The 26,132-nt window shown below is 56.6% G+C and carries 22 protein-coding genes; 19 read left to right on the plus strand and 3 right to left on the minus strand.

Annotation, left to right across the window (positions count from 1 at the left end; translation table 11 throughout):
- Nucleotides 1–2 precede the first annotated feature (2 nt).
- The 12 genes from JD108_RS08860 (at nt 3) to JD108_RS08915 (ending at nt 15,765) form a co-directional block, all read left to right on the plus strand.
- Nucleotides 3–1,100 carry a carbamoyl phosphate synthase small subunit gene (locus JD108_RS08860; protein ID WP_198829469.1) on the plus strand — a complete coding sequence of 366 codons (1,098 nt, stop codon included), beginning with the start codon at nt 3–5 and terminating at the stop codon, nt 1,098–1,100.
- Nucleotides 1,084–4,296: a carbamoyl-phosphate synthase large subunit gene (carB, locus tag JD108_RS08865; protein WP_198829470.1), complete on the plus strand. Its 3,213-nt coding sequence runs from the start codon at nt 1,084–1,086 to the stop codon at nt 4,294–4,296. The genes JD108_RS08860 and carB overlap by 17 nt, the downstream gene beginning before the upstream one ends.
- A gap of 128 nt (nt 4,297–4,424) precedes the next feature.
- The gene (gene pyrF, locus JD108_RS08870) at nt 4,425–5,153 is read left to right on the plus strand and encodes an orotidine-5'-phosphate decarboxylase (protein ID WP_198830042.1); all 729 of its coding nucleotides are present in this window, start codon (nt 4,425–4,427) and stop codon (nt 5,151–5,153) included.
- A gap of 2 nt (nt 5,154–5,155) precedes the next feature.
- Nucleotides 5,156–5,797, plus strand: coding sequence for an orotate phosphoribosyltransferase (pyrE, locus tag JD108_RS08875; RefSeq protein ID WP_228728356.1), 642 nt, complete (start codon nt 5,156–5,158; stop codon nt 5,795–5,797).
- A 297-nt stretch (nt 5,798–6,094) separates the two neighbouring features.
- Nucleotides 6,095–7,393 carry an MFS transporter gene (locus tag JD108_RS08880; RefSeq protein ID WP_228728357.1) on the plus strand — a complete coding sequence of 433 codons (1,299 nt, stop codon included), beginning with the start codon at nt 6,095–6,097 and terminating at the stop codon, nt 7,391–7,393.
- A 147-nt stretch (nt 7,394–7,540) separates the two neighbouring features.
- The gene (locus JD108_RS08885) at nt 7,541–9,151 is read left to right on the plus strand and encodes a PucR family transcriptional regulator (protein ID WP_198829472.1); all 1,611 of its coding nucleotides are present in this window, start codon (nt 7,541–7,543) and stop codon (nt 9,149–9,151) included.
- A gap of 104 nt (nt 9,152–9,255) precedes the next feature.
- Nucleotides 9,256–10,533: a Zn-dependent hydrolase gene (locus tag JD108_RS08890; protein ID WP_198829473.1), complete on the plus strand. Its 1,278-nt coding sequence runs from the start codon at nt 9,256–9,258 to the stop codon at nt 10,531–10,533.
- Nucleotides 10,530–11,315 (plus strand): dihydroorotate dehydrogenase electron transfer subunit, encoded by a 786-nt coding sequence (locus JD108_RS08895; protein WP_198829474.1) that lies wholly within the window; start codon nt 10,530–10,532, stop codon nt 11,313–11,315. The genes JD108_RS08890 and JD108_RS08895 overlap by 4 nt, the downstream gene beginning before the upstream one ends.
- The gene (locus tag JD108_RS08900; protein WP_198829475.1) at nt 11,312–12,238 is read left to right on the plus strand and encodes a dihydroorotate dehydrogenase; all 927 of its coding nucleotides are present in this window, start codon (nt 11,312–11,314) and stop codon (nt 12,236–12,238) included. The genes JD108_RS08895 and JD108_RS08900 overlap by 4 nt, the downstream gene beginning before the upstream one ends.
- 18 nt (nt 12,239–12,256) lie before the next feature.
- Nucleotides 12,257–13,663, plus strand: coding sequence for an allantoinase AllB (gene allB, locus JD108_RS08905; RefSeq protein WP_198829476.1), 1,407 nt, complete (start codon nt 12,257–12,259; stop codon nt 13,661–13,663).
- Nucleotides 13,664–13,686: 23 nt separating this feature from the next.
- Entirely contained in the window at nt 13,687–14,427 is a 741-nt protein-coding gene (gene nfsA / locus JD108_RS08910) for an oxygen-insensitive NADPH nitroreductase (RefSeq protein WP_198829477.1), read from the plus strand.
- 21 nt (nt 14,428–14,448) lie between these two features.
- Nucleotides 14,449–15,765 (plus strand): CapA family protein, encoded by a 1,317-nt coding sequence (locus tag JD108_RS08915; RefSeq protein WP_228728358.1) that lies wholly within the window; start codon nt 14,449–14,451, stop codon nt 15,763–15,765.
- A gap of 127 nt (nt 15,766–15,892) precedes the next feature.
- Here the strand turns inward: JD108_RS08915 and JD108_RS08920 are convergent, their stop codons facing one another.
- Entirely contained in the window at nt 15,893–16,474 is a 582-nt protein-coding gene (locus JD108_RS08920) for a TetR/AcrR family transcriptional regulator (RefSeq protein WP_198830045.1), read from the minus strand.
- Nucleotides 16,475–16,662: 188 nt separating this feature from the next.
- Between JD108_RS08920 and kynU the strand changes: the two genes are divergently transcribed.
- The 3 genes from kynU to JD108_RS08935 are packed head-to-tail and all read left to right on the plus strand — an operon-like array spanning nt 16,663 to nt 19,362.
- Nucleotides 16,663–17,949: a kynureninase gene (gene kynU / locus JD108_RS08925; protein WP_198829478.1), complete on the plus strand. Its 1,287-nt coding sequence runs from the start codon at nt 16,663–16,665 to the stop codon at nt 17,947–17,949.
- Between the two features lie 16 nt (nt 17,950–17,965).
- Nucleotides 17,966–18,619, plus strand: coding sequence for an arylformamidase (gene kynB, locus JD108_RS08930; protein WP_198829479.1), 654 nt, complete (start codon nt 17,966–17,968; stop codon nt 18,617–18,619).
- 47 nt (nt 18,620–18,666) lie between these two features.
- The gene (locus JD108_RS08935; RefSeq protein ID WP_198829480.1) at nt 18,667–19,362 is read left to right on the plus strand and encodes a tryptophan 2,3-dioxygenase family protein; all 696 of its coding nucleotides are present in this window, start codon (nt 18,667–18,669) and stop codon (nt 19,360–19,362) included.
- A 75-nt stretch (nt 19,363–19,437) separates the two neighbouring features.
- On the opposite strand, the gene JD108_RS08940 is transcribed toward JD108_RS08935, so the two are convergent.
- Nucleotides 19,438–20,589: a polyamine ABC transporter substrate-binding protein gene (locus tag JD108_RS08940; RefSeq protein WP_198829481.1), complete on the minus strand. Its 1,152-nt coding sequence runs from the start codon at nt 20,587–20,589 to the stop codon at nt 19,438–19,440.
- Nucleotides 20,590–20,682: 93 nt separating this feature from the next.
- Entirely contained in the window at nt 20,683–21,885 is a 1,203-nt protein-coding gene (locus JD108_RS08945) for a saccharopine dehydrogenase family protein (protein WP_198829482.1), read from the minus strand.
- A gap of 651 nt (nt 21,886–22,536) precedes the next feature.
- On the opposite strand from JD108_RS08945, the gene JD108_RS08950 reads away from it, so the two are divergent.
- The 4 genes from JD108_RS08950 to JD108_RS08965 are packed head-to-tail and all read left to right on the plus strand — an operon-like array spanning nt 22,537 to nt 26,128.
- Nucleotides 22,537–23,175, plus strand: a complete 639-nt coding sequence (locus tag JD108_RS08950; protein ID WP_228728359.1) for a TetR/AcrR family transcriptional regulator — start codon at nt 22,537–22,539, stop codon at nt 23,173–23,175.
- 1 nt (nt 23,176) lies between these two features.
- Complete coding sequence (gene menE, locus JD108_RS08955; protein WP_198829483.1) at nt 23,177–24,718, plus strand: o-succinylbenzoate--CoA ligase; 1,542 nt, start codon at nt 23,177–23,179, stop codon at nt 24,716–24,718.
- On the plus strand, nt 24,711–25,127 hold the full coding sequence (locus JD108_RS08960) for a MaoC family dehydratase (protein ID WP_198829484.1): 417 nt from the start codon (nt 24,711–24,713) through the stop codon (nt 25,125–25,127). The genes menE and JD108_RS08960 overlap by 8 nt, the downstream gene beginning before the upstream one ends.
- A complete protein-coding gene (locus JD108_RS08965; protein WP_198830047.1) occupies nt 25,127–26,128 on the plus strand; it encodes a 3-oxoacyl-ACP synthase in 1,002 nt (333 codons plus the stop codon). The genes JD108_RS08960 and JD108_RS08965 overlap by 1 nt, the downstream gene beginning before the upstream one ends.
- Nucleotides 26,129–26,132 lie beyond the last annotated feature (4 nt).

Below are 26,132 nucleotides of genomic sequence, written 5' to 3' on the forward strand. Positions count from 1 at the left end.
AAATGATAGCGAGACTCATACTGGAAGACGGAACGGAATGTATTGGCCAGGGATTTGGAAAAGTAACGGAGACATACGGAGAAGTGGTGTTCAACACCGGTCTAACGGGTTACCAGGAAGTGCTGTCCGATCCATCCTACTGCGGGCAGATCGTGACGATGACCTATCCTTTGATCGGCAACTACGGCATCAACCGGGACGATTTTGAAACGATCCGGCCCTATATTCACGGGTTTGTCGTCAGAGAGCATTGTGACATGCCGAGCAACTGGCGCAGCACCAAGACGCTGGATGAGCTGCTGAAAGACTACGACATTCCGGGAATCGCCGGTGTGGATACGCGGATGCTGACGCGCAAGCTCCGCTACCACGGTACGATGAAAGGCATGATCACCGCGAGCCAGGCGCCCCTCTCGGAATTGCTTGCCGCGCTTAACAGCGCACCCGTGATGACGGATCAAGTGGCTCGCGTGTCGACCAAGAGCGTCTTTACCTGCCCCGGAATCGGCCATCGCGTCGTGGTCATCGATTTCGGAGTCAAGCATGGCATCTTGCGGGAATTGACCAAGCGCCAGTGCGATGTTTTCGTCGTCCCTCACGACGTCACGGCGGCGGAAATCCACCGGCTGCAGCCGGATGGCATTCTTCTCTCCAATGGTCCCGGCAATCCCAAGGACGTTCCGCAAGCCATCCAGACGATTCGCGAGCTGCTGGGTCACTATCCGCTCTTCGGAATATGTCTGGGACATCAATTGCTGGCGCTCGCCTCGGGTGCCGATACGGAGAAAATGAAGTTTGGCCACCGCGGCGGAAACCATCCGGTGAAAGAGGCGGCGACCGGCCGGACATACATTACGTCGCAAAACCACAGCTACACGGTCAAAGAGGATTCGATCGCCGGCACAGGGCTGATCGTCACTCATACCGCCCTGAACGACGGTACCGTGGAAGGCATCAGCCACCTGGAAAAACGCGCTTTCTCGGTGCAGTACCACCCGGAAGCGGCACCGGGGCCGGAGGATTCCAGCTATCTGTTCGACCAGTTTCTGCGTATGATGGAACAAGCCAAGGAGGGGAGTTTGCATGCCAAAGCACGCTGATCTGAAAAAAATTCTCGTGATCGGGTCCGGTCCCATCGTCATCGGTCAAGCGGCAGAGTTTGACTACGCGGGCACGCAGGCTTGCCAGGCCCTGAAAGAAGAGGGGCTGGAGGTCGTGCTGATCAACTCGAACCCGGCCACCATCATGACGGATACCAACATGGCCGACAAAGTGTACATCGAGCCGATCACCCTGGAATTCGTCACCCGGGTCATCCGCCAGGAAAAGCCGGACGGACTGCTGCCCACTCTCGGCGGACAAACTGGTCTGAACATGGCCGTCGCCCTGGCGGAAGCAGGGGTGTTGGAGGCGGAAAACGTAAAGCTGCTGGGGACGAACCTGGATTCCATCAAGCGGGCGGAGGACCGCGAACTGTTTCGCGCGCTGATGAACGAACTGGGCGAGCCGGTGCCGGACTCTGTCATCGTCAGCACGGTAGAGGAAGCGGTCGATTTTGCGGCCAAGATCGGCTATCCCATCATCGTTCGTCCTGCCTACACGCTGGGCGGCACGGGCGGAGGCATCTGCAAGGATGAAGCCAGTCTGCGCGAAACCGTCGCGAGCGGTCTGCAATACTCCCCGATCACGCAGTGCCTGATCGAAAAGAGCATCGCGGGCATGAAGGAAATCGAGTATGAAGTGATGCGCGATGCAAGTGACAACTGCATCGTGGTCTGCAATATGGAAAACATCGATCCGGTCGGCGTCCACACGGGCGATTCGATCGTCGTCGCTCCAAGCCAGACGCTGTCCGATCGCGAATACCAGATGCTGCGCTCCTCCGCGCTGCGGATTATCCGTGCGCTGGGGATCGAGGGCGGCTGCAACGTGCAGTACGCGCTGGACCCGCACAGCTTCCAATACTATGTCATCGAGGTCAATCCGCGCGTCAGCCGCTCCTCCGCGCTGGCATCGAAAGCAACCGGCTACCCGATCGCCAAGATGGCGGCCAAAATCGCCATCGGTTACACGCTGGACGAACTGCGCAACCCCGTTACCGGGCAGACCTATGCCTGCTTCGAACCGACGCTGGACTACGTCGTGAGCAAGATACCGCGCTGGCCGTTTGACAAGTTTCAGTCGGCAAACCGCAAACTGGGCACCCAGATGAAAGCGACGGGCGAGGTGATGGCGATCGGCCGCACCTTTGAAGAATCGATCATGAAAGCGATCCGCTCGCTGGAGGTGGGCAGCTACCACCTGGAGCTGAAGGGAGCATCCGCGATCAGCGACGAGGAGCTGACGGAACGGCTGATCACCGCGGATGATGAGCGGCTTTTCCTGCTGGCTGAAGCGCTCCGCCGGCAATGGAGCGTCGAGCGTCTGCACAGCCTGACGCAAATCGATTCCTTCTTTCTGCATAAATTCCACAACTTGATCTCCTTTGAAGCAGAGATCTCCCAAGGCTTGACGGAAGCGAAGCTGCGCCAGGCAAAACGGCTTGGCTTTACAGACAAAAAAATCGGCGAGCTGGCCAACCAGACAGAAGATGCCGTGCGCCAGATGCGGGAGAAGTACGGCATCGTGCCGGTGTATAAAATGGTAGATACCTGCGCTGCCGAGTTCGAAGCCCAGACCCCGTACTACTACTCCTGCTACGAGGTAGAGAATGAGCGGGTGGAGACAGGCAAGAAACGGGTCATCGTCCTCGGCTCCGGACCGATTCGGATCGGGCAGGGCATCGAGTTCGACTACGCGACGGTCCATGCCGTATGGGCCTTGCAGGAATCGGGCTACGAAGCCGTCATCATCAACAATAATCCGGAGACCGTATCGACCGACTTCAACACATCGGACCGCCTCTACTTCGAACCGCTCTATCTGGAAGACGTCATGAACATCATCGATGCGGAAAAACCGGAGGGCGTCATCGTTCAATTCGGCGGGCAGACGGCGATCAATCTGGCGGAAAAACTGGCGGCCCGGGGCGTCAACATCCTCGGCACCAGTCTGGAGAGCATCGATGCGGCGGAAAACCGCAAGGAGTTCGAAGCGCTGCTGCGGAGACTGCATATCGCCCAGCCGCCCGGCACGACCGTCGTGTCCGTCGACGAGGCGGTAGCCGCGGCCGAGAGCCTCGGCTTCCCGGTTCTCGTTCGTCCCTCCTACGTACTGGGCGGACGAGCGATGGAGATCGTATATAATCATGCGGAACTGCTGGAATATATGGAGAAAGCGGTAAAAGTAAACCCAGACCATCCGGTTCTGATCGACCGCTACATGGTCGGGATTGAGGCAGAGGTGGATGCCATCTGCGACGGGGAACAAGTGCTGATCCCCGGCATCATGGAACACATCGAACGGGCCGGTGTCCACTCCGGCGACTCGATCGCCGTCTACCCGGCGCAATCCCTGAGTGAGAAGATCAAGCAGGATCTGATCGAGATTACGACCAAATTGGCGCGGGCGCTCGAGATCAAGGGACTGCTCAACATCCAGTTCGTCGTCCATCAGGGGCAGCCGTACGTGATCGAGGTCAATCCGAGATCGTCCCGGACGGTGCCATTCCTCTCCAAAGTGACAGGGATTCCGATGGCCAATATCGCGACCAAGGCGATCCTCGGACAGACGATTGCCAGCCAAGGATTTACGCCAGGCTGCCATCCGGAAGAGGAGATGGTCTCGGTGAAAGTGCCGGTCTTCTCCTTTGCCAAGCTGCGCCGCGTAGACATTACGCTGGGTCCCGAGATGAAATCGACCGGGGAAGTGATGGGACGCGAACGGACGCTGGCCAAGGCGCTCTACAAAGGTTTGGTGGCGGCCGGGATGCAGATCCCCACGCAGGGCTCCCTGCTGGTGACCGTCGCGGACAAGGATAAGGAAGAAGCGCTCGACATCGTCAAACGCTTCCGCCAGCTCGGTTTCAATCTGCTGGCGACCGCCGGGACGGCCGATTTTCTGCAGCAAAAGGGGCTGCCGGTGAAGCGGGTCAACAAGCTGTCCGAAGGCAGTCCGAATCTGCTGGACCTGATCCGCAAAGGAGAGGCTAACCTGGTGCTGAACACCTTGACCAAAGGGAAGACACCGCAGCGCGACGGATTCCGGATCAGACGCGAGGCAGTAGAGAACGGCGCAGTCTGCCTCACTTCTCTGGATACGGCAAAAGCCCTGCTGCATGTGCTCGAGACCATCACCTTTGAGACCGAGGCGATGCCCGCGCAGCGGATGGGAGCAAAGGCAACCGTTGTCTTGTAATGCGGCTGGAATGGATATCCTGCCCCTCCAAGGCCAGACTGACCTTTGAGGGGCAGGCAGCTAGGAACTAACAGGAAAGAAATGAGGAGAGCATTGTGCACTTGATACCGACAGATATTCGCGAGCGCATGATCGTTGCGCTGGACTACGCCACCTTGGATGAGGCCAAATCATGCCTCGAACAGCTGGACGGCCTGATCCGCTATGTAAAGGTGGGAATGGAGCTGGCCTACGCTGAAGGCCCGGCAATCGTCCATTACCTGAAAGAGAGAGGCCTGAAAGTGTTTCTCGATCTGAAGGTGCACGACATTCCCAACACGGCCAAGGGAGCGATGAGAAGTCTCGCTCGCCATGGCGTCGACATGGTAAACGTTCACGCGGCAGGCGGTGTGGCCATGATGGCAGAAGCTCGTGAAGGTCTGGAGCAGGGGACATCAGCAGGAGCACAGCGCCCCCTATTGATCGCCGTTACCATGCTCACTTCTACAGGGAAAGCCACGATGAACGAAGAGTTGGCCATTCCCGGCGAGGTGGAGGATGTCGTCGTTCACTACGCCCAGATGACCAAAAAGGCGGGCCTGGATGGCGTCGTCGCTTCCCCGCTGGAAGTGCCGATGATCAAGCGGGCCGCAGGCAGCTCATTCATCACCGTAACACCGGGAATTCGTCCGATTGGGGCGGATAAAGGAGATCAGACACGCATCACGACGCCGGAAAAAGCATTTGAGCTGGGCAGTGACTACCTGGTCATCGGCAGAGCCATCACGGCGGCACCGGACCCGGCCAAGGCCTGGGAAAAAATTGTTCAGGATGTCGAAGCGGCAGGAATCCATCATTCGTTCGGGAGGAAGGAATAATCATGATGACAACGACGATTGCCAAAGAAATCGCGGGACTGCTGCTCAACATCGGCGCGGTGCACCTGCGTCCGGACGAACCTTTTACATGGACGTCCGGGATCAAATCCCCGATCTACTGTGACAACCGGATTACGATGTCCCATCCGGCTGTGCGCCGCCGGATCGCTGAGGCTTTTGCGCAGCGAATTCGCGAACAGCATCCGGACGCCGAAGTCATCGCGGGTACGGCGACAGCGGGCATTCCGCACGCTGCCTGGGTAGCGGAACTGCTCGACCTGCCGATGATCTACGTGCGAGATAAGGCAAAAGGCCACGGCAGACAGAACCAGATCGAGGGTGCGCTTGCCAGCGGCCAAAAGGTGGTCGTCATCGAGGACCTGATCTCGACCGGTGGCAGCTCCCTCAAGGCAGCCCAGGCTGTCCAGGAGCATGGCGCCGAGGTGCTTGGGGTCATCGCGATTTTCAGCTATCAATTCCCTGATGCGGAAGCGCTGTTTGTGGAGGCAGGCATTCCAATGACGACATTGTCTACCTACACTGCCCTGCTGGAAACAGCCAGGGAAGCCGGCGTGATCACCGCCGAGCAGGAAAGTCTGCTGGGAGACTGGCGCAAATCGCCGCGCACTTTTTTCACTTCCTGATCAGAGGCAAAGCAGTGCTGCAACGGGAAAAAACGGAAAACCAAATGAAGTGGAGGCCGCCCGGTATCCGATCTGCTAGATAACGGGCGGCAGCGGGGGAGCAAGCCATGAGGAAAGACTTCGGCTCGGCTCCCTGTCGGCTCCACCATGGTAAAGCAGCCGAAGTTGTCTGTTTCAATAAAGCAATCCCCGAAAGATAGTCCGAACAGACAAAGGGAAATGAACGGAATTCACATAATTTTTATAACTCATATTATTGCAAATTCTCTACACACCAACGGCAAGGGGGAGAGCTTTGTGAATGATCAAGTAGAAACGGGCGGCAAGGTAGAAGAAAGCAAGTCAACGCGGATTAAAACACTCGTCGGCTCCATTTTGGGGTACGCTGCCGACGGACTGGACATGCTGCTGCTGTCCTTCGTACTTGTTTTCGTGATCAAGGAATTTGGTTTGACGCCGGGGCAAGCGGGAAATCTGACGCTTTACACCACTATCGGAACGCTGGTCGGCTCTTACCTCTTCGGATTTCTTGCGGACATGTACGGACGCATTCGCATCTTTTCGATTACGATTCTGCTTTATTCAGTGGCAACAGCACTCATTTATTTCGCAACAGATTATTCCCATCTCGCCATCCTCCGCTTCCTGGTAGGGATGGGGGTCGGCGGGGAGTTCGGGATCGGGATGGCGGTGGTCAGCGAGACCTGGTCCAAGAACAAGCGGGCCAAAGCTACCTCCGGGGTCGCACTCGGCTGGCAGCTCGGCGTGCTCAGCGCCTCCGTATTGGCGGCAGTGGTCGTTCCTACCATGGGCTGGCGCGCTGTCTTCCTGTTTGGATTGCTGCCGGCGGCACTCGCGGCCTACGTCCGCTTTGGCTTGAAAGAACCTGAGATCTGGAAGAGCAAAAACGAGTACAAGAAATACCTGCAGTCCAAGGCGGCGTCCGGCACACTGACGCCGGATGAAGAGGCCGCGCTGAAGAAAATGAGCGGTTTCCCGCTGACCAAGCTGTTTGAATCCAAGAAATTGACCATCGCGACGATCGGGCTGACGATCATGTCGTTCATCCAGAACTTCGGCTATTACGGGATCTTCTCCTGGATGCCGACGGTTCTGTCTCAGAAATACGGCTACACGCTGGCAAAAGCCAGCGGCTGGATGCTCATCTCTACTGTCGGGATGCTGATCGGGATCATGGTGTTCGGCATTCTGGCCGACCGGATCGGCCGCAAGAAGACGTTCTCGATCTACTACATCGGCGGCACGATTTTCTGTATCCTCTACTTCTTCGTCTTCAAGGATGAAGCGATGCTGCTCTGGGGCAGCGCCCTGCTCGGCTTTTTCGTCAACGGGATGATGGGCGGCTTTGGAGCGGTGCTGGCTGAGGCGTATCCGGCGGAGGCCCGATCCACTGCGGAGAACTTCATCTTCGGTACGGGCCGCGGACTGGCCGGCTTTGGCCCGGCGATTATCGGGGCGATGAGCGTCGGCGGCAATATCATGGGAGCGATGTCGCTCGTCTTCCTGATCTATCCGATCGGACTTTTGGTCATGTGGACCATGGTGCCGGAGACCAAGGATATCGATCTGGACTAGGATCACCTCTGGAAAGCTGCGGGGCTTGCTCCTGCAGCTTTTTGCTTCTGGTTATGCCCGCTTCCGGATAAAAGGCAAGTGCTTACGAGATAGGCTATAATAGCGGTACGATTTTCCTAAGAGCTCAGTGGAAAGGAAGAGGCTGCGATGGCAATCACCGTAAAGAACCTGATGAAGATCGGCGGCTTGCGTCTGTGCAAGGTAGTGGCAGGGCACCGGGGCTTGGAGCGGGAGGTAAAGCTGGCTACCATCATGGAAGTGCCCGACATCGTCCGTTGGCTGAAAGGAGACGAGCTGATCCTGACCAGCCTGTTCCCGATCAAGGACGATCCCGAGGCGCAAAAGCAGCTGGTGCGGCAGCTGCACGAGATCGGGACGGCGGCGCTCGCCATCAAGCCTCATCGCTTCGTCGACGAGATCCCTCCATCGGTGCTGGAGGAAGCGGATTTATACGCGCTGCCCGTCATCGAGATCCCGGAGGAGATCAGCTATCTGGATATTTTGCCACCCGTCATGAACGTAATCTTCGATCGAAAAGTGGTCTTGCAGGAGGATTTGGAGCAGGCGAGCAGGCTCTTGCATGAAATCTCGCTGAATGAACAAGGCATCGAGCCGCTAATCGACGCTTTGGGGCGCCTTACCAAAAATACCATTACCGTCGAAAGTCTGCTCTCTTACATGAAGGTGCCGCCGCTACCTTTTGCGGCCGCACCGCTGACGAGTCAGCAGCAAAGGGAGCTGGCTGTCATCAAACGGCCCGTTCGGCTGTCGCGGCATAGCGAGCACGGCGAGACGGACTGCATTGTGGCGCCGATCATGCTGGATGGGCAAATATACGGGAACATCACCTGCTGGGCCTTTGACATGGAGCATCTGGAGATGGATCTCGCTCTGCTGGAAAAGGCGTCGACGCTGTTGTCGCTCGAATTTTTGCGCTTGAAAGTAAGGTTTGACGTCGAGCAGCAATACAAAAGCGACTTTTTGCGGGAGCTGTTCATCAATGAAAGCCTGGTCCCCGAGGATGTGCAGGAGCGGGGGCGGCCGTACGGCTTTTCCCTGGACACCTCCTATATTTGCATGGTGCTGCGATTTGAGGGACAGGAGAGGGCCAGCAACCCGTTTGATCTGGGAGATCATGCCGAGCGCATCATCCGGGAGTTTTACCCGGGGACGATTACCGGTTTTTTGCGGCAGGCGGTGTACTGTCTCTGTCCGGTAGAACCGGGAGAGGAAGACGCGGCGATCAAGCAAAGGGCGCGGCAGATGGCCGACCCGCTGAAAAAACAGCTGTCAGCCAAAGGCTTTCAGCTGGGAATCGGGAGATATCACGGAACAGGCTTGGCTGCTGTCCGTGAGAGCTTTCGCGAAGCGGAAAAGGCGATATTGCTCGGAGCGGCGCTGCCCAAAAGACCGTCTGTGATTCACTTTGACGATCTCGGGATCTACCGCCTCCTGGCCCAGTTCCGCGACACTGCTGAACTGCGGCATTTTTTCGAGGAGACCGTGGGAAAGCTGTACCAGTATGACCGAAGCAGCGATTTGGACCTGATCAAAACGCTTCGGCTCTATTTTCAGCATAATGAGACCTTGACCGAAACGGCCCAAGCGCTGTTTATCCATGTCAATACACTCAAATACCGGCTGCGGCGCATCGAAAAGATTTCCGGCCACAGCTTGCAGCAGTCCGAAGGGAAACTGATGCTCCACCTCGGCTTGAAAGTAGCAGAGATGATCAGTGACGATTATCGGTTTCACTAAGCAGCAGTCGCTTTTTTTGTCTAAACGGCTAAAGGGATTCCACACACGGGACAAGAATTTCCGTAATAAAAATAGCGGAAAATCTAAGAACTGTGGAGGCAGCGATGAACCAGAAGCGTTTAGAACAGACCATTCGCACATTCAATCAATTTGGCTACTCGGACAATGCTGTCAATCGATTGGCGTATACGGCAGCCGAGCGGCAGGCGGTTCGCGGACTGGCGGAAATGTGTCTGCAAGCAGGCATGACCGTACGGATGGACGCCGCGGGCAATCTGATCGCCAGACGACCGGGCTCCGATCCCTCACTGCCTGCTGTCGCCTGCGGTTCCCATCTGGATTCCGTCATCGACGCCGGGCAGTATGACGGCGTGATTGGCGTGGCGGCCGGTTTGGAGGCGGTGCGCTCGCTGAATGAGCAGGGAATCGTCACCCGCCATCCCATCGAGCTGATCTGCTTTACCTGTGAAGAATCCTCCCGTTTCGGGGTCGCCACCATCGGCAGCAAGGCGATGGCGGGCATTCTCGATCAGCAAGCGGTCGGCGCTTTGCGGGACCGGATGGGGATCTCCTTTCGTGAAGCCTTGGCGGAATGTTTTCTGAATTTTGACAAGATAGGCGAAGCGGCCCGGAAGCCAGGGGAGCTGAAAATGTTTGTGGAGCTCCATATCGAGCAGGGACCCGTTTTGGAGCAGGAGGAGAAGCCGGTGGGAATTGTCACCGGCATCGCGGGACCGACCCGGCTGCAGGTTCGCGTGCAGGGAAAAGCCTCCCATACCGGGACCACGCCGATGGATCGCAGGCATGACGCCTTTCTGGGGGCGGCCGAGATCGGGCTGGCATTGGAGCAGGCCGCACGGGAAGAGGCCGCTTACGGTACGGTGGGCACGGTCGGCGTCTGCCAAATCACCCCCGGTGCAATGAATGTCGTGCCGGATGCCGCCGAATTGAAAATCGATATTCGCGGCATCCATACGGCATCAAAGCAGCGAGTCTTGGAAAAGCTGCTGCTGGCCTTTCGCCAGGCTGAACAGAAAAGAGGGCTGCGCGTCGCGTGGAGCCTCCTGAGCGACGAAGAGCCTGTGCTCCTGGACGAAGGCGTCATCGGCTCGCTCGAAGAAAGCTGCCGGGTGCTGAACATCCCGTATCATAAGATGCCGAGCGGCGCCGGACATGACGCGATGAACATGGCGAGGCTTTGCCCGGCAGGGATGATTTTCGTGCCCTCTCGGGATGGGCTTAGCCACCACAGGGACGAGTACACGCCGCCCGAACAGATCGGGATCGGAGCGCGTCTGCTCGAAGCGATGCTAAAAAAATGGGCGGTGGCCGAGGAGAGTCATGCAGGGGAGAATACGGAGCGAGTGGGGGAGAGCAGATGAAGCAGATGCACATGAGGATTCTGTCCAATCAGCAGGTGAGTGATCGTTATTGGCACATGGTGGTCGATGCTGCGGGTCTGGATGCCGAGGTAATGCCCGGACAGTTTTTTAACATCCGCTGTTCCGGGGAAACCTATCCGCTGCTTCGCCGGCCGTTCAGCATTTATCGCATCAACCGAAACGAGCGGACGCTGGAATTCCTCTATCTGGTCAAAGGGCTGGGCACCAAGCGGCTGACGGAGCGAAAAGCGGGGGAGACGGTGGACATCTTCGGCCCGCTCGGACGTTCTTTTGAGCTGCAGGACGGCTGGAAAACCGTGCTCTTGGTCGCCAGAGGCGTGGGCATTGCCACGCTCACGGCCCTGGCCCAGGATGCCGCCGAAAAAGGTATCCGCGCTGCTGCGATTCTCAGCGCCCGTTCGCGCAATGACTTGCTGGCGGCAGAAACGCTCCAGGGCTTCGGCGCACACGTCTACAAAGTGACCGAGGAGAACGGAAACAGCGACGTCGAGTCGGTGCATCGACTGATCGAGCAAATACTGGCCGAACATAAGATCGACGCCGCCTTTACCTGCGGATCCAAACGGCTCTCCCGCCTGCTTCGGGACGTGACCGCCTCCCGCGGGATTCCCGCCCAGATCGCGCTGGAAGAGCATATGGGCTGCGCGATGGGGGTATGCTTTGCCTGCGTCTGCGATGTGCGTGAGGGAGAAGCGCTCAAGACCGTGCGCGTTTGCAAGGAAGGTCCTGTATTCCCGCTGGAAAAGGTGGTGCTCGCATGACGATCAAACAAGAGCTGGATCTGACCGTCAACATCGGCAGTTTGACGCTGCGCAATCCGATCATGCCCGCATCGGGGGCTTTTGGCGAAGATATGGAGCAGGTCATCGATTTCGAACAGTTGGGGGCCGTCGTGCCCAAAAGCATCACCAAGGAACCGCGAAAAGGAAATGCCACCCCCCGCGTCTGCGAAACGGTAGGCGGCATGATTAATTCCATCGGGATACAAAGCAAGGGGATCGTCTATTATCTGGAGCACATCGTGCCGTACTACCGCCGTTACAACACGCCGCTCATCTCCAGCATCTCCGCCGATTCTATCGAGGAGTTTGTGGAAATGTCCGAGATCATCGCAAGCCGGGAGGAAGTGGCTGCGCTGGAGCTGAACATCTCTTGTCCCAATCTGAAAGGAAACGGCCTGGCCTTTGGGATGGACCCGGAGATTACCTACCGGCTGCTGCAGGCGGTGCGGCAGGTGACTGACAAACCGCTCATCGCCAAGCTGACGCCCAATGTGACCAGCATCCAGGAGATTGCCATCGCGGCCGATGAAGGCGGTGCAGACAGCCTCAACGTCGCCAATACGATCCTGGCGATGGCGATCGACGTGCACACGCGAAAACCAAAGATCGGCAATGGGATGGGCGGGCTGTCCGGACCGGCCGTCAAACCGATCATCGTCCGGATGATCTATCAGGTGAGGCAGGTCTCTGCCCTCCCGATTATCGGCTGCGGCGGCGTCATGAATGGAGAGGATGCCATCGAGATGATCCTGGCCGGAGCCAGTGCCGTACAGGTGGGGACGGCCAGCTTCATCCAGCCGACAGCGATGCTCGATATTCTGGAGGAAATCAAGCAGTACATGCGAACATATGGAATCGCCAACATCAAGTCGCTCGTCGGGCAGGTAAGCGCAACGAAATAGAAAATGGAGGAATGCTACATGAAGTGGGATCACATCATCCGCAATGGGCAAGTCGTTACCCCCCAAGAAACATACCAGGCCGATCTGTACATCAAAGATGGGAAGATCGCTGCCATCTCCCCCTCATCGCAGCCTCTACCGGGCACAGCAGCAGAAGAAACGGATGCAGCCGGAAAATACGTGCTGCCGGGCTTTATGGATATCCATGTCCATTCCCGCGACCCCGGCGCGACGTACAAGGAAGATTTCTATCACTCCAGCCAGGCTGCCGCAGCCGGCGGGATCACCACGATCTTTGAAATGCCCAATACCAATCCGCCGATCAACAACGTGGAAAATTTCCACAAGCAAGTGGAAAACCTGCAAGGAAAAGCGCATGTGGATTTCGGCATTTGGGCGATCTGCCTCGGCCATCTGAATCTGGCGGATATCCTGCCGCTTCACGAAGCGGGCGTCATCGGGTTCAAGTTCTTCTGGGGATACGCCGTGCACAGCAAAACCTACCAGCTGATGTACAACTACAAGGAAGGCATGGAGGATGTCATTCCGCCCTTTAAAGACGGGGATGTCCTGGATATCTTCCGGGAAGCGGCGAAGACAGGCCAGGTGCTGGCGATTCACGCGGAAAGCAATGACATCATTCAGCATCTCACCAAAAAGGTAGAGGCCAGCGGACGGCGGGACTACGAGGCGCTGCTGGAAGGGCGTCCCAACCTGGCCGAAATCGTCACAGTGCAGACCGGCATTGCGTTTGCCAAGGAGACGGGAGCGCGCCTGCATATCCTGCACGTCAGCACCGGGGAAGCGGTCGATCTGATCAAGCAGGCGCAAGCGGAAGGCTATCCGATTACGGCCGAAACCTGCCCGCATTACCTCTTCCTCGACAATGAGGATTTTCATACGATCGGCCCTGCGATGAAAGTGTATCCGCCGGTGAAGTACAAAAAGGATCAGCTGCGCCTCTGGCAAGGCATTCAGGAGGGCGTGATCTCCGTGGTCTGCTCCGACCATGCTCCGCACACGGAGGAGGAGAAGGATGGCGATCTCTGGTCGATTCCGGCGGGGATGTGCGGCGTCGAGACATTGGCTCCGCTGATGCTCAATGCCGTTCACGAGGGCAAGCTGACGCTGCAGCAAGCGGTAGCCGTCCTGTCCGAGCAGCCGGCCAAGCTGTTTGGCATTTACCCGCAAAAAGGATCGTTGCAGGTGGGCACCGACGCAGATATCACGATCGTCGACATGGATCGTCCGTTTACGATCAAACGAGAAAATCTGCACAGCAAGAGCAAGGTAACCGCCTATGACGGCTGGAGCGGCACGGGCAGTCCGGTCGCGACGATTGTCCGCGGCCAAACGGTCATGAGGGACGGCAGAATCGTCAGCGGTCCTGTCGGCCGGCTGGTCAAGCCCCAGACAAAATCATAACGAGCGCAAGGAGGCACGTCACTTTGCAGACAGAGGTAACACAGTTGATGCAATCCCATCGGTCAATCCGCAGATACACGGATGAGCCGATTCCGGAAGAGGTATTGGCCGACATCCTGGCATGTGCGCAGTGGGCGCCGTCTTCCCATAATGTCCAAGCCTACAGCATCATCGTCATCCGCTCGGCGGAAAAGAAGAAACAGCTCGCCCAATATTGCGGGGGACAGAGATGGGTGGAGAACTGCCCGGTTTTCCTCGTCTTCTGCGCCGATTTTTATCGGCTGAAGCTGGCTTGCGACATGCACGGCACAGACCTGGCTGTCGACGAGGTGGAAAATCTGCTGGTGGCCGCTGTGGATACGGCATTGGCTGCGGAAAATACGTTGGTAGCGGCCCGGTCGCACGGGCTGGGCGGCGTGATGATCGGCGGTATTCGCAACCAGCCGGAGGAAGTGGCCCGCCTGCTCAATCTGCCGCCGCTGACGACGCCGATCATGGGCATGTGTCTCGGCTATCCTGATCAGGACGTGGCGCAGAAGCCGAGAGTGCCCGCCCGCGGCGTCATTCACGAAGAGGAATACAGGACCGAGCATTTGGCCGAGGTTCTGGAAGAGTATGAGGCAATCAGTTCTGCGTATTATGCGCAGCGGACCGGAGGGGAGCGCGCGGAGGGCTGGACAAAGCAGATGGCTGACTATCTGCAAAAGCCGCGCCGTCCGCATCTGTCCGCCTTTTTGCGGCAGCAGGGCTTTCCTTTGAAATAAGCGCGAAGGAGATGGCGGCTCATGGGGAAATCGCACGGAGGAAAGCAGATGAGTTTTGCCGCGACGGGAGACAGTTTTATTACGCGGAGACTGCCCTCCCGAGGGGCGGAGGGGTTTCGGGAGGTAGCCGCTCTGCTTTCACAGGCCGAATTTCGCTTTACCAATCTGGAGGTGACGGCCCACCGATTCGAAGGCTTTCCTTTTGCCTTCAGCGGGGGCACCTGGGCGATTGCACCCCCGGAGGTATTGACCGATCTGCAGGCATACGGGTTCAATATCATGGCCTGGGCCAATAACCATACGATGGATTACGGGTATGGCGGGCTGGAGGCTACGCGCCGCTATCTGGATCAGTACGGGATCGCCCACGCCGGGGTCGGGCTGAATCTGGCCGAAGCGAGCCAGCCGACCTACCTCGAGTGCCCGGGCGGTCGGGTGGCGCTGATCGCGGCCACCTCCACCTTTCATGAATCTTGGGCGGCGGGGGAACAGCGGCCCGACATGGCTGGCCGCCCGGGGGTGAATCCGCTGCGCTACACCACCACCTATCACCTGCCCGAAGAGGCGCTCGGCCATTTGCAGGAAATCGCGGGGATGATCCCGATCAACGCAGAGCACAACCTGAACGTGAAGGAGGGCTTCGCCGTCGATCCGCAGGACGGCGGCGTGCGGTTTGGCAGCTATCTGTTTCGGCCGGGAAGCGAGGCGAGCTGCACCACAGCCCCGTTGGAAAAGGATTGGCAGCGGATCAGGCGCGCGATCAGCGAGGCGCGCCGCCAATCCGACTATGTCGTGGTCAGTATCCATTCGCATGAAATGAGCGGGGAAGACAAGAAGAAGGCGGCCATGTTTCTTGAGACTTTCTCGCGCAGGTGCATCGACGAGGGAGCCGATGCCGTCATCGGCCATGGCCCGCATGTGCTGAGAGGCATCGAGATCTACAGAAATCGGCCCATCTTCTACAGCCTGGGCAACTTCATTTTTCAAAATGAAACCGTCAGCCGTCTTCCGGCGGACTTCTATGAAAAATACGGCCTGGGGCATGAACACGGCGTGGCCGACGCATTGGATACGCGGAAGGAAAACAACACAAAAGGCCTCGGCGTCAATCCGTATGTCTGGGAATCGGTTATCCCGCTCTGGAAAATGGAGGGCGGGGAGCTGACGGAGATTGCGCTTCATCCTGTCGAGCTTGGGTTCGGGAGGCCCCGCTATGAGCGGGGATGGCCGGTGCTCTCAGGACGCACGGAGATTCTGGAGCATTTGCAGAAGCTGAGTCAGCCGTACGGGACCAAAATCGTCATCGACGGAAATGTGGGAAGAGTGCGATTGTCCTGACATTGAGCGACCTCCGATGAATCGCCGAGGGTTCAACGAAAAAAGAGACTTGTCCGGGCTGAAGTGCGAGTGCACCGGGTCTGCAAGTCTCTTTTTTTGTTGATTTTCAGAAGGTATTCCCATTCTGTCATGCGTACAACCCTCCGGTATAAATCGCTGTCAGTGTTTTCGCGATCTCCTCCAGAGTGGACTGATGCCTTCTGTGGACGATATCCCATAAGTACATTTCATGTGAGTAAAACCAGCCGCGTGCGACCAATTCGGCGTCGAGAGCCCCCCGAGCCAATTTGCGGCTTTGCGAATAGCCGATATCCTGAGCGATGCGGCTGATAAACCGTTCGCGGATTTCCGTCCATTTGGCCTGCGCGGAAAGAGAGACACCGATCGCTTCTCCGAGTACCTGCAGCATCTGATGTTCAGATTCGGCCAACTGCAAAAACGAGAGCGTCTGATGCTGGATCAGCTGCTCGGCCTCTTCGCGCGTGGCCGGTGTAAAAGGCAGCTCTGCGATGCTGTAAAAAGAGGCCATCACGTCTTCCATCAGTACGATCAAGAGATCGTCCTTTCCGGTAAAATGCACGTAAGCGGTCCCGTATCCGGTTTTTGCCCGTTTAATGATTTGTGAGATGGTGGCCTTGTGAAAGCCTTCCTCCTGAAAAACCTCTTTGGCTGCCTCCAGCAGCTTTTGCCGCGTCTGTTGCGAACGCATATGGCGTCCATCGGTTGCTTGTTTGATTCCTTCCACCGCTGCGTTCCTCCTTTATAGTTCCAGCATACAGGGAAAAGCTGCAAAAAGAAAGGGAGCGCGGAGCGGAGGCTGTCGAATCGAGAATATTGACACGATGTCAACTTTTCAGTAATCTGGTTCTAAATACTGGAAGAGAAGGGGGTTTTCTCTTGAACGGTTCACTGTTTCTACCTTCTGAGGCGTATGCTCTCGAACGGGATGCAGCCGACGGCCTGGCTCATTTTCGCAGCGAATTTTACCTTCCGCAAAAAGGGATTTATCTGGACGGTAATTCGCTCGGAGTGATGTCAGTTCGCGCAGAGCAAGCAGTCGCGGATGTGATGGACGATTGGAAGCGCCACGGGATTGACGGCTGGACAGAGGGAGAGCGTCCCTGGTTTTATCAGGCGGAGAGGCTTGCGGAGTGGATGGCGCCGCTAGTCGGAGCGGCTGCTGATGAAGTAATTGTAAGCGGTTCCACGACTGTCAATCTGCATCAGCTAGCTGCTACTTTTTATCAGCCAGTCGGTAAACGAACCAAAATCCTGGCAGACGAGCTGACCTTTCCATCAGATTTGTACGCCTTGCAGAGCCAGTTGCGGCTCCGCGGATATGACCCGGATGAACATCTGGTTCTGGTCAAGAGCAGAGACGGACGTTTTTTGGATGAGGCGGACATCATCAGCAGCATGACGGAGGAAATCGCCTTGATTGTACTGCCCACTGTTCTGTATCGGAGCGGTCAGCTTTTGGATATTCCCCTGCTGACTGCGGAGGCGCACAAGCGCGGCATCCCCATCGGCTTTGACGGATGCCACTCGGTCGGCGTGATTCCCCACCGCTTCCAGGAGTGGGACGTGGATTTTGCCTACTGGTGCAGCTACAAATACCTAAACGGCGGACCGGGTAGCGTCGCAGCGCTCTACGTAAACCGCAGGCATCTCGGGCGCATGCCGGGCTTGGCCGGCTGGTTCGGCTCAGACAAGGAAAAACAGTTTGATCTGGGGCCGGTCTTCACTCCGGCTAGTACAGCGGGCGCCTACCAGATCGGCACGCCGCATATTCTCAGCATGGCTCCGTTGCTAGGCGCGCTGCCGATGTTCGCCGAAGCCGGAATCGAAGCGATCCGGGAAAAATCGCTGCAGCTAACCGCGTATCTAATGGCGCTGCTGGAAGCCGAGCTGGCCGGATACGGTTTTGTCATCGGCAATCCGCGGGAGGATGAGAGGAGAGGGGGGCATGTCAGTCTGGAGCATCCGGAGGCAGCCCGCATCTGCAAAGCGCTAAAGGCAAACGGAGTTATCCCCGACTTCCGTGCGCCCCACGTGATCCGTCTCGCTCCCGTGCCGCTGTACACCTCTTTCCATGATGTGTGGAGCGCCGTACGGAGACTGAAGCAGATTATGGAGGAGCGCAGCTATGAGCAGTTCGAGAACAGGCGCGGCGTGATCGCCTGAGCGGGAGGGAAGAGACATGGCATGGATTGATATTTCTCGTCCGCTCGCGACCGGAGCGCCGACCTGGCCGGGGGATACGCCGTACTGCTATGAGGTCAGCTGGCCCAAATCGGAAAGCGGCTCAGTCAATGTCGGCAAGCTGACGACAAGCCTCCACACGGGCACGCATGTGGATGCGCCGTATCATTTTGCCGATGACGGGGAGAAAATTATCGATTTGCCGATCGATTTGTACATCGGGCCTGCGAGAGTGCTGGATGTATCGCATATGGCGAGCGTCGGGGCAGAAGATATGGCCGCCTTTGATCTGAGGGGAGTGACCCGCCTGTTGCTTCGTACCGGCTCATGGCGGGACCCGCACCAGTTTCCCGCAAAGATCACGCATCTGCGACCCGATCTGGCCCCTTTCCTGGCGCAGCGGGGGATACGCCTGATCGGAGTGGATACCCCTTCGGTCGATCCGCTGGACAGCAAAGAGATGGCAGCCCATCACGCGCTCCATGCTCACCGGATACAGATAGTGGAGGGGCTTTTGCTTGATCATGTCGAGCCGGGGGATTACGAGCTGATCGCCCTGCCTCTGCCTTTAATTGAAGCCGACGGCAGCCCGGTCCGGGCGGTACTGCGCAAAAGCCCGCAATCACCCCGGGACCCTGCCTCGGCGACATGACTCTTCCGGGCGCGGGCGGCGAATGGCGATAAAAGGAGGCGAGTCCGTTGAACAGAGAGCTGACCGATTACGAGAAGTACATTCGGACGGAAGAGCTGCTGCGTCTGCAAAAGAACGACGATCAATTGGCGTGCGCCGATGAACTCACCTTTCAGGTGATTCATCAGATCGCAGAGCTTCACTTCAAGCTGATTATGCAGTATCTGGGACTGGCAAAAGAGGCGATGAAGAGGGGAGAGGCAGAGGCGGCGAGCGGGCAGCTTCGCCGTGTCAATCTTCACCTGAAGCATCTGCCGGAGATCTTTTCGCTGGTGAAAGTGATAACACCGCGGGATTACCATACCATTCGGCTCGCACTCGGAAGGGGCAGCGGACAGGATTCGCCGGGCTTTAATCAAATCCTGCAGACAGGCCCTGCGTTATGGGAGCCTTTCCAGCAGTTGATGGACGAAAAAGGGGTCGATTCGCTGGCGCTGCTGAAAGATCCCGCCGCCCATCCCGCCCTGTACCGCTTGCAGCAGGAGTTGCTGCAGTTTGACGAGGGCTTTCAGAGCTTTCGCTACTATCATCTCCAGCTCGTTCGCCGCATGATCGGACTGGAGACGAACAGTCTGAAGGGAGTGCCGGCGCAAGCGCTGCAAAAAGGAGTGCGGCATGAGTTTTACCCCGTGCTGTGGAAGGCGATCAGCGAGCTGACCGACTGGACCGGCTCCAGTTATGGCGCAAAACCGCTCGGCGAATGAGGAGGCTCCTCCCCGGTGAGAGAGAAAGGTTCTACCGGGGAGGAGCCTCTTTTTTTGATGCGAAAAGAGGGAGATCTACTCCAGTTTGATTTCCGACCAGATGCGGTCGTACAGAGTGGCGGCTTCCCCGATGTCAATCATGTATTCGCCTTTCGCCAACTCCTCCTTCGGCGGATAGACGGCAGGATCCTCAAGCACCTCCTTGTCGATCAGCTCGTGGGCAGCCAGATTCGGGTTGGCGTAGGGATAGTGCTTGGAAATTTCGGCGCTGATCTCGGGGCGGAGGACGAAGTTGATAAAGGTCTCCGCGGTCAGCTTGTTCGGACTTCCTTTGGGGATGATGAAATTATCCTGCCACAGCTCCATGCCTTCTTCGGGCAGCACGGCCTGGATCTTGGGATTCTCCTGCCGGGCCAGCGAGGCTTCGGCGCCGTACACGATGCCGGCGGCCACCTCTCCCGTGACCAGCATCGTCTTGGGGCTGTCGCTGTCGAAGGCCTTGATGTTGGGCAAAAGCTGGCGGAGCAGTTCCTTCGACTTTTCCAGGGCGGCGGGGTCTGTTTCATTGAGCGATTTCCCTTGCATCTGGTTGGCGATCCCGATCATCGACCGCGAGTCATCCAGCACGACCAGGGAATCCTTGAACTCCGGCCGGAGCAGATCCCGGTAGCTGGCGACCGGGACACGCACCTTTTCCGTATTGACGGCGATCAGGACGTTGCCCCACATGTAGGGAACAGAGTAGGCACCCTCGGGGTCGGCGGAGCGCTTCAAAAATTCCGGTCCGATGTTTTGGATATTGCCGATGTTGGCAAAGTCTAGTTTCTCCATCAGCTGCTGTTTGCGCATCAGGTCGACCATGTAGTCGCTGGCGACGGCCAGGTCGTATCCCGCCGAATGGACGGAGAGCTTGGCGAACATCTCCTCATTGGACGAGTAGGTGCTGATGTTTACTTTCACGCCGTACTCTTTTTCGAAGGCTTCCAGCACGCTGGTGGGAATGTATTCAGACCAGATAAACAGATTGAGCGATTTGGCCAGCTTGGGCTGATTCTGACCGCTTTCCCCGCTGGCAGTGCCGCTGCCGTCCGAAGAGGAATTTGTCCCGGCGGAGGCTTGCGGGGCGGAGGAGGCGGCAGGACCGCCGCAGCCGGCGAGACCGGCGAACAGAGCAGCGATCAGCAGCAGGATCATCCAGACACGGCTTGTCCGCTTTTTCATCATCATGGATCTTTTTCACCTTCATTTCCCTATGGAATGAAAGATCGGGACGGTCCCTCGATCGCGTCCATCCCGATCCTGCTATCGTCAAGTTACGCTTTACGATATCTGCCGTAGAGGGGCCGTCTTTTCAATGACATCCCACATCATGCCGCGAGCCTTCATGCGCTCCAAAAACGGGAGCGGGTCGATCAGCTCAGGCGGAATGCAGCCGGTCGCTTGGAGCAGACCTTCCGCCATCATGTCAACAGCGACAACTGGCGGGATGCCGGTCTGCCAGATCGTAGCCTGGAATTCCGTCTTGAAAAATACCTCATCATGGTTGGCCATCGTGTAGACGTAAACTTCTTTTCGCTTGTTATTTTTCCGGCCTTTGACGAGCGCGCCGACCGAAGAGTAGCCGTGGATTTTTCCGGCGAGATCAGCCGGCTTGGGCATCGTCGTTACGACGACGTCCCGCGGGACGACTTTCACGCCTTTGACCTCGATCTCCTCGTCGCTGTCCAGCCCCAGGTAGCTGAGCACCTTCAGCGTGTTGACGAAATCGGGGTGAAGCGCGTACTTAAAATCCACGTATTTGCACCCTTTGGCTCTGCCGATTGTCTCGCCGAGCGTGGTGGCTTCTTCATGCTCTACGTTGTAGCAGTCCATCCAGCCAATGGGCTCGGGGAACTCGAACTCCTCTTTGTTGGCAAAGGGAGTGGGCAGATACTGTTCCCCTTTGTCCGCCGTCCAGTAATTGGGTTTGGCGAGGCATTCCTGAATGGCCGTCTGCGGGCTGAAGAAGGAGCAGAAGCCGTCATAGTCGACGACAGAATTATCTGCGTCGCGGATCAAAATCTCGTCGACCTCATCCAACTGGTCGACGGCGTAACGCGCCGCGATATTGGAGAAGCCTGGATCGCAGCCGAGCCCCATGATGCCGAGGATGCCCGCCGCTTTGAATTTGTCGCTCCAGGCGAGCTGCTTTCTGAGCCACTGCGGGCCGCAGGAAGCCGTGTCGATATAGTGGGTTTTCGTATTCAGACATGCCTTCATCACGTCAAAATTGTTCTCGGGTAGTCCGATGTGAAGCAGCACATCGATATCGTGCAAAATATTTTGGACACTGGACACATCGCGGGCATCGACCCGCTTTACCTGAATTTCCACATCGGTTTCCCGGCGCAGTTCGGCAGCCAGCTCTTCCGCCGGCCCGATGGAAATATCGGCCAACACCAGTTTTTTCAGATATTTGGACTTCACAATTTCACAAGCACTTACCTGTCCAACACCGCCAACACCTAATATAGCGACTCGCATAGAGTCCTCCTTCCTAATGGTCACCACATTCTATCTTCGCATTCGAAACAGCCATTTCTGCAGATGCAGATCGATCGTAGCGGGAAAAACCATCACTTGCCGTACGACTTCAAACAGTTCACGGGAACGGATATCCATTCAGCCAGCCTCCTTCTACCGAAACGGTAGGAAATATAGTGGAAAATGCTAAGTCGGACAAAGATACAGGTTAACAGGCATACGCCTTCGCATCAAAATCACCTCCTTTCCCGCTTTCCATCATCTATATTCGTCATGGCGGGAGTCCGATGCGCAAGGAGTGAAAAAATAAAAGTCGCACTTTTCTGAACAAACATGCAAGATTGGTTCCAGCAGAAATCCCCGCCTGATTATCAAAGCTACGCGTCCCAGACGCCTCACATGTTCTCAAAAATGAGGAGAAAAAGAGGGGAAAGCGCATGAAGAAAGTGCGGGAAGCCGCTTCCTGCCAGTCGGTGCGCAATTTCTTGAAAGTGAGAAACAATCCTGTTCAAAAGTGATACCAAATCTCGGAAATTGGATCAGGAAAGGGTATTGCAAAGTAGTCGGAATTGATTTACTATTTAGTAAAAATGACAACTGATTCAGTTTTCAGTTTTGTTGCAAGTCTGTTTGTCAAAAGGATGGTGTGACATGCCCGAACATATTTCCGAAACACATACCGCGATGAAAACGCCCGTCACCACAAAGGGGGCAAAAACGCGCCAACGATTGCTGGATACGGCGGAAGAGGTATTCGGCCGAAAGGGGTACTTCGATGCGTCGATCGTGGACATCACCCAGCAGGCCAATGTGGCGCAGGGGACCTTTTACAATTATTTTTCATCGAAGTACGAAATCTTCGCGGAGCTAATAAAGCAGTTGAGCCGGGATTTTCGCAGCCAAATCAAACAGGAGGTAGCCAAGGCGAAAAGCTACCAGGATGCGCAGCGAATCGGCTTCAACCAATTTTTTAAATGGGTCAAGGCGCACAGAAATCTGTACAGTATCGTGCAGCAAGCGGTGCTGGTGGATGAGGCGCTTTATCGCTCGTATTACGAGCGCCTGGCGACCGGCTATGTAAGCGGCCTGGAGGAAGCGATGGGAAAGGGGGAGTTCAAGCCGTTGCACGCCGAAACAGTCGCCTACTGTTTGATGGGGATGAGCCAATTTATCGGCATGAGGTGGGTGTACTGGGAGGGGGAGGACGTTCCCGAGCAGGTGTTTGAAGATGCCATGACCCTTATTTTTGAAGGTCTAGCTGCAAGCGAAAGCAAAGGGAAGGTGGAGTGAGATGGACGGAATCGCGAAGTGGATTGAAAAACGCACCGCCATTACACCCGAGAGAACTGCGTTGATCGGCGCACGGCGATGGTTGAGCTACCGGGAGATGAACGGTGAAGTAAACCGAATCGCCCGGATGCTGTTGGACCGGTACAGGCTGCAGCCGCAAGAGCGGATCGCGATATTGGCGAATAACGGCATCGAGTATTTGCTGCTGCTGTTTGCTGCCGCCAGGCTGGGTTTGATCGCGGTTGTTTTAAATCACAGGCTGACTCCGCGGGAATTGCAATTTCAGGTGAACGACAGCGGTGTAAAAGTATTGATTGCCGAGGACTGTTTCCGGCAAGCGGTCGAAGAATTCATCAGAGAAACAGCCATCGGACAGGTGTTGTGGTTTGACCCGAGCGGCTCATCTGCCGAGCCGTTGGAAAGGCAGGCTTCCGCCTACTCGGCCGAGGATCTCGCAGAAGAGAGGGCCGATGGCTCCAGCCCCTTTATCATTTGCTATACCTCCGGAACGACAGGACGGCCCAAAGGCGCAGTTCTGACCCAGGAGAACATGTTTTGGAATGCCGTCAACAACTGCGTCGGGCTGGACATCACCTCATCCGACCGAGTTCTTACGTTATTGCCGCTGTTTCATATCGGCGGGATCGGATTGTTTGCCTTGCCGGCTTTATTTGCGGGAGGATCGGTGATAGTTCCTGACCGGTTTGAACCGGAAAAAACCTTGCAAGTGATCGAAGAGTGCCGGGTGACGTTAGTGATGGGCGTCCCCACCATATACGATCTGCTGCGGAAAAGTCCGAGCTTCGCAAAAACGGATTTTCGTTCGGTGCGGACGTTATACAGCGGCGGCGCCCCTTGTCCGCATGAACTGATCTCGTTTTACCTGGAGCGGGGGATTCCTTTTGGCCAGGGATTTGGCATGACAGAAACATCGCCTACCGTGTTTTTGCTCTCGAGGGAGGACTACCACCGAAAAATCGGTTCGATTGGCAAGCCAGTCCTGTTTTGTGACATTCGGGTGGTAGATGAACAGAGGCGGGATCTGCCGGCGGGCGAAGTGGGGGAGTTGCTTGTAAGAGGTCCCCATGTCATGCGCGGCTACTGGAATCTGCCCGAGGAAACTGCCGCCGCTATACAGGATGGATGGTTGGCCACGGGCGATCTGGTGAGAAGAGATGAAGAAGGTTTTGTCTATATTGCCGGACGCAAGAAAGAAATGATCATTTCCGGTGGGGAAAATATCTATCCGCTGGAAATTGAGCAGGTAATCGGCGAGCTTCCGGCTGTAGACGAAGTTGCGGTGACTGGAGCAGCCGACGACAAATGGGGGGAAGTGCCGGTCGCTGTCATCGTGGTGAAGGAGGCGATGGAGCTGGATCAGGAGACGGTGAAAAACCACTGTCTCCGGCGGTTGGCCAAATACAAAGTGCCCCATCTTGTTCATTTTGTAAGCGCTTTACCAAAAAATGCAACAGGCAAGATTGACAAGAAGCAATTGCGAAAGCAAATCGAAGAGAGTACGGGGTGGAAACAGTATGGGTAAGTATTTCATCGGGCAGAAAGCCTCATTCGGCAAGACGATCACCGAAGCGGATCTGGCCCAATTCGCTGGCATAAGCGGAGACTTTAATCCCATCCACATCGACAGCGAATATGCGAAACAGACGAGATTCGGGCAGCGAATTGCGCATGGCATGTTGACAACCAGCTTGTTATCCGGACTGCTCGGCATGCATTTGCCCGGAAAAGGATCCGTCTATCTGGGGCAAACTTTGCGCTTTGTAAAACCGGTGTTTATCGGCGATACGGTGACGGCCCAGGCGGAGGTCGTTCAGTTCGATCCCGACAAGGGCATCATGAAGCTGAGAACGGAGTGTCTAAAACAGGATGGCACCCTGGTATTGGAGGGGGAAGCCACCATGTTAGTTCCGAGAGAGGAGACGGCCAGATGATTGATGTGGGAATTGCCGCGACGGGCGTCTTTTTTCCGCCGCATGTGGAGACGGCAAAGGATTTGGTGGAGAAGACAGGAATACCCGAAGAAATTATTATCGAAAAATTCGGACTTATACAGAAGCATGTCTCCGATTCCTCTATGCATGCTTCCGACCTGGCCGCTCAGGCAGCGAAATCGATCGTCGAAAAAACAGGTGCTCCGGCGATTGACGTTTTGATCTATTTTGGCAGCCCCTATAAAGAGTATCCGGTCTGGTCTTGCGCGACGAAAATCCAGTATGAACTGGGACTTGAGAATGCCTTCGTGTTTGAGATCATGAACGTCAGCTCATGCTTTCCGATCGCATTGAAAGTGGCGAAGGATATGCTTGTCTCCGACCGATCGATAGGAAACATCCTGCTGGTCGGAGGGTGCAAAGAATCGGACGTGATTGATTACAAGAATACCCGTTCCCGCTTCATGTTCAACTTCGCTGACGGCGGAGCGGCCGCACTGGTTCAGAGAGGCACAGCGAAAAGCAGGATTCTCGGCAGCAGCATCATCACAGACGGTTCTTTTTACGATGATGTGAAGGTTCCCGCCGGCGGGTCCGTGATGCCGGCCAGTATCCAGACCGTGCAAGAGCGGCTTCACTTTCTCGACGTAAAAGACCCGCAGGGGATGAAGAAGAGATTGGACCCTCTCTCCGTCCCAAACTTTGTCAAAGTGGTAAAAACCGCTGTGGAGAAAAGCGGGTACAGCCTCAGCGACATTGACTACCTCTTCCCGCTGCACACCAAACGATCCATGTTTTTCGAGCTGCTGGAGCAGCTTGGCTTGAAAGAAGAGCAGGCCGTTTATCTTGATCGCTATGGCCATATGTCTGCCCTGGACCCGTGCGTTGGTTTACATCTCGCGGAGCGGCAAGGGCTCGTGAAAAAGGGAGACCTGCTGGTCACCGTCAGCGCGGGAACGGGCTACACATGGGCAGCGACAGTAATTGAATGGGGAGGTTAACGCG

Source organism: Brevibacillus composti (genome assembly GCF_016406105.1).
GTDB classification, from domain to species: domain Bacteria; phylum Bacillota; class Bacilli; order Brevibacillales; family Brevibacillaceae; genus Brevibacillus; species Brevibacillus composti.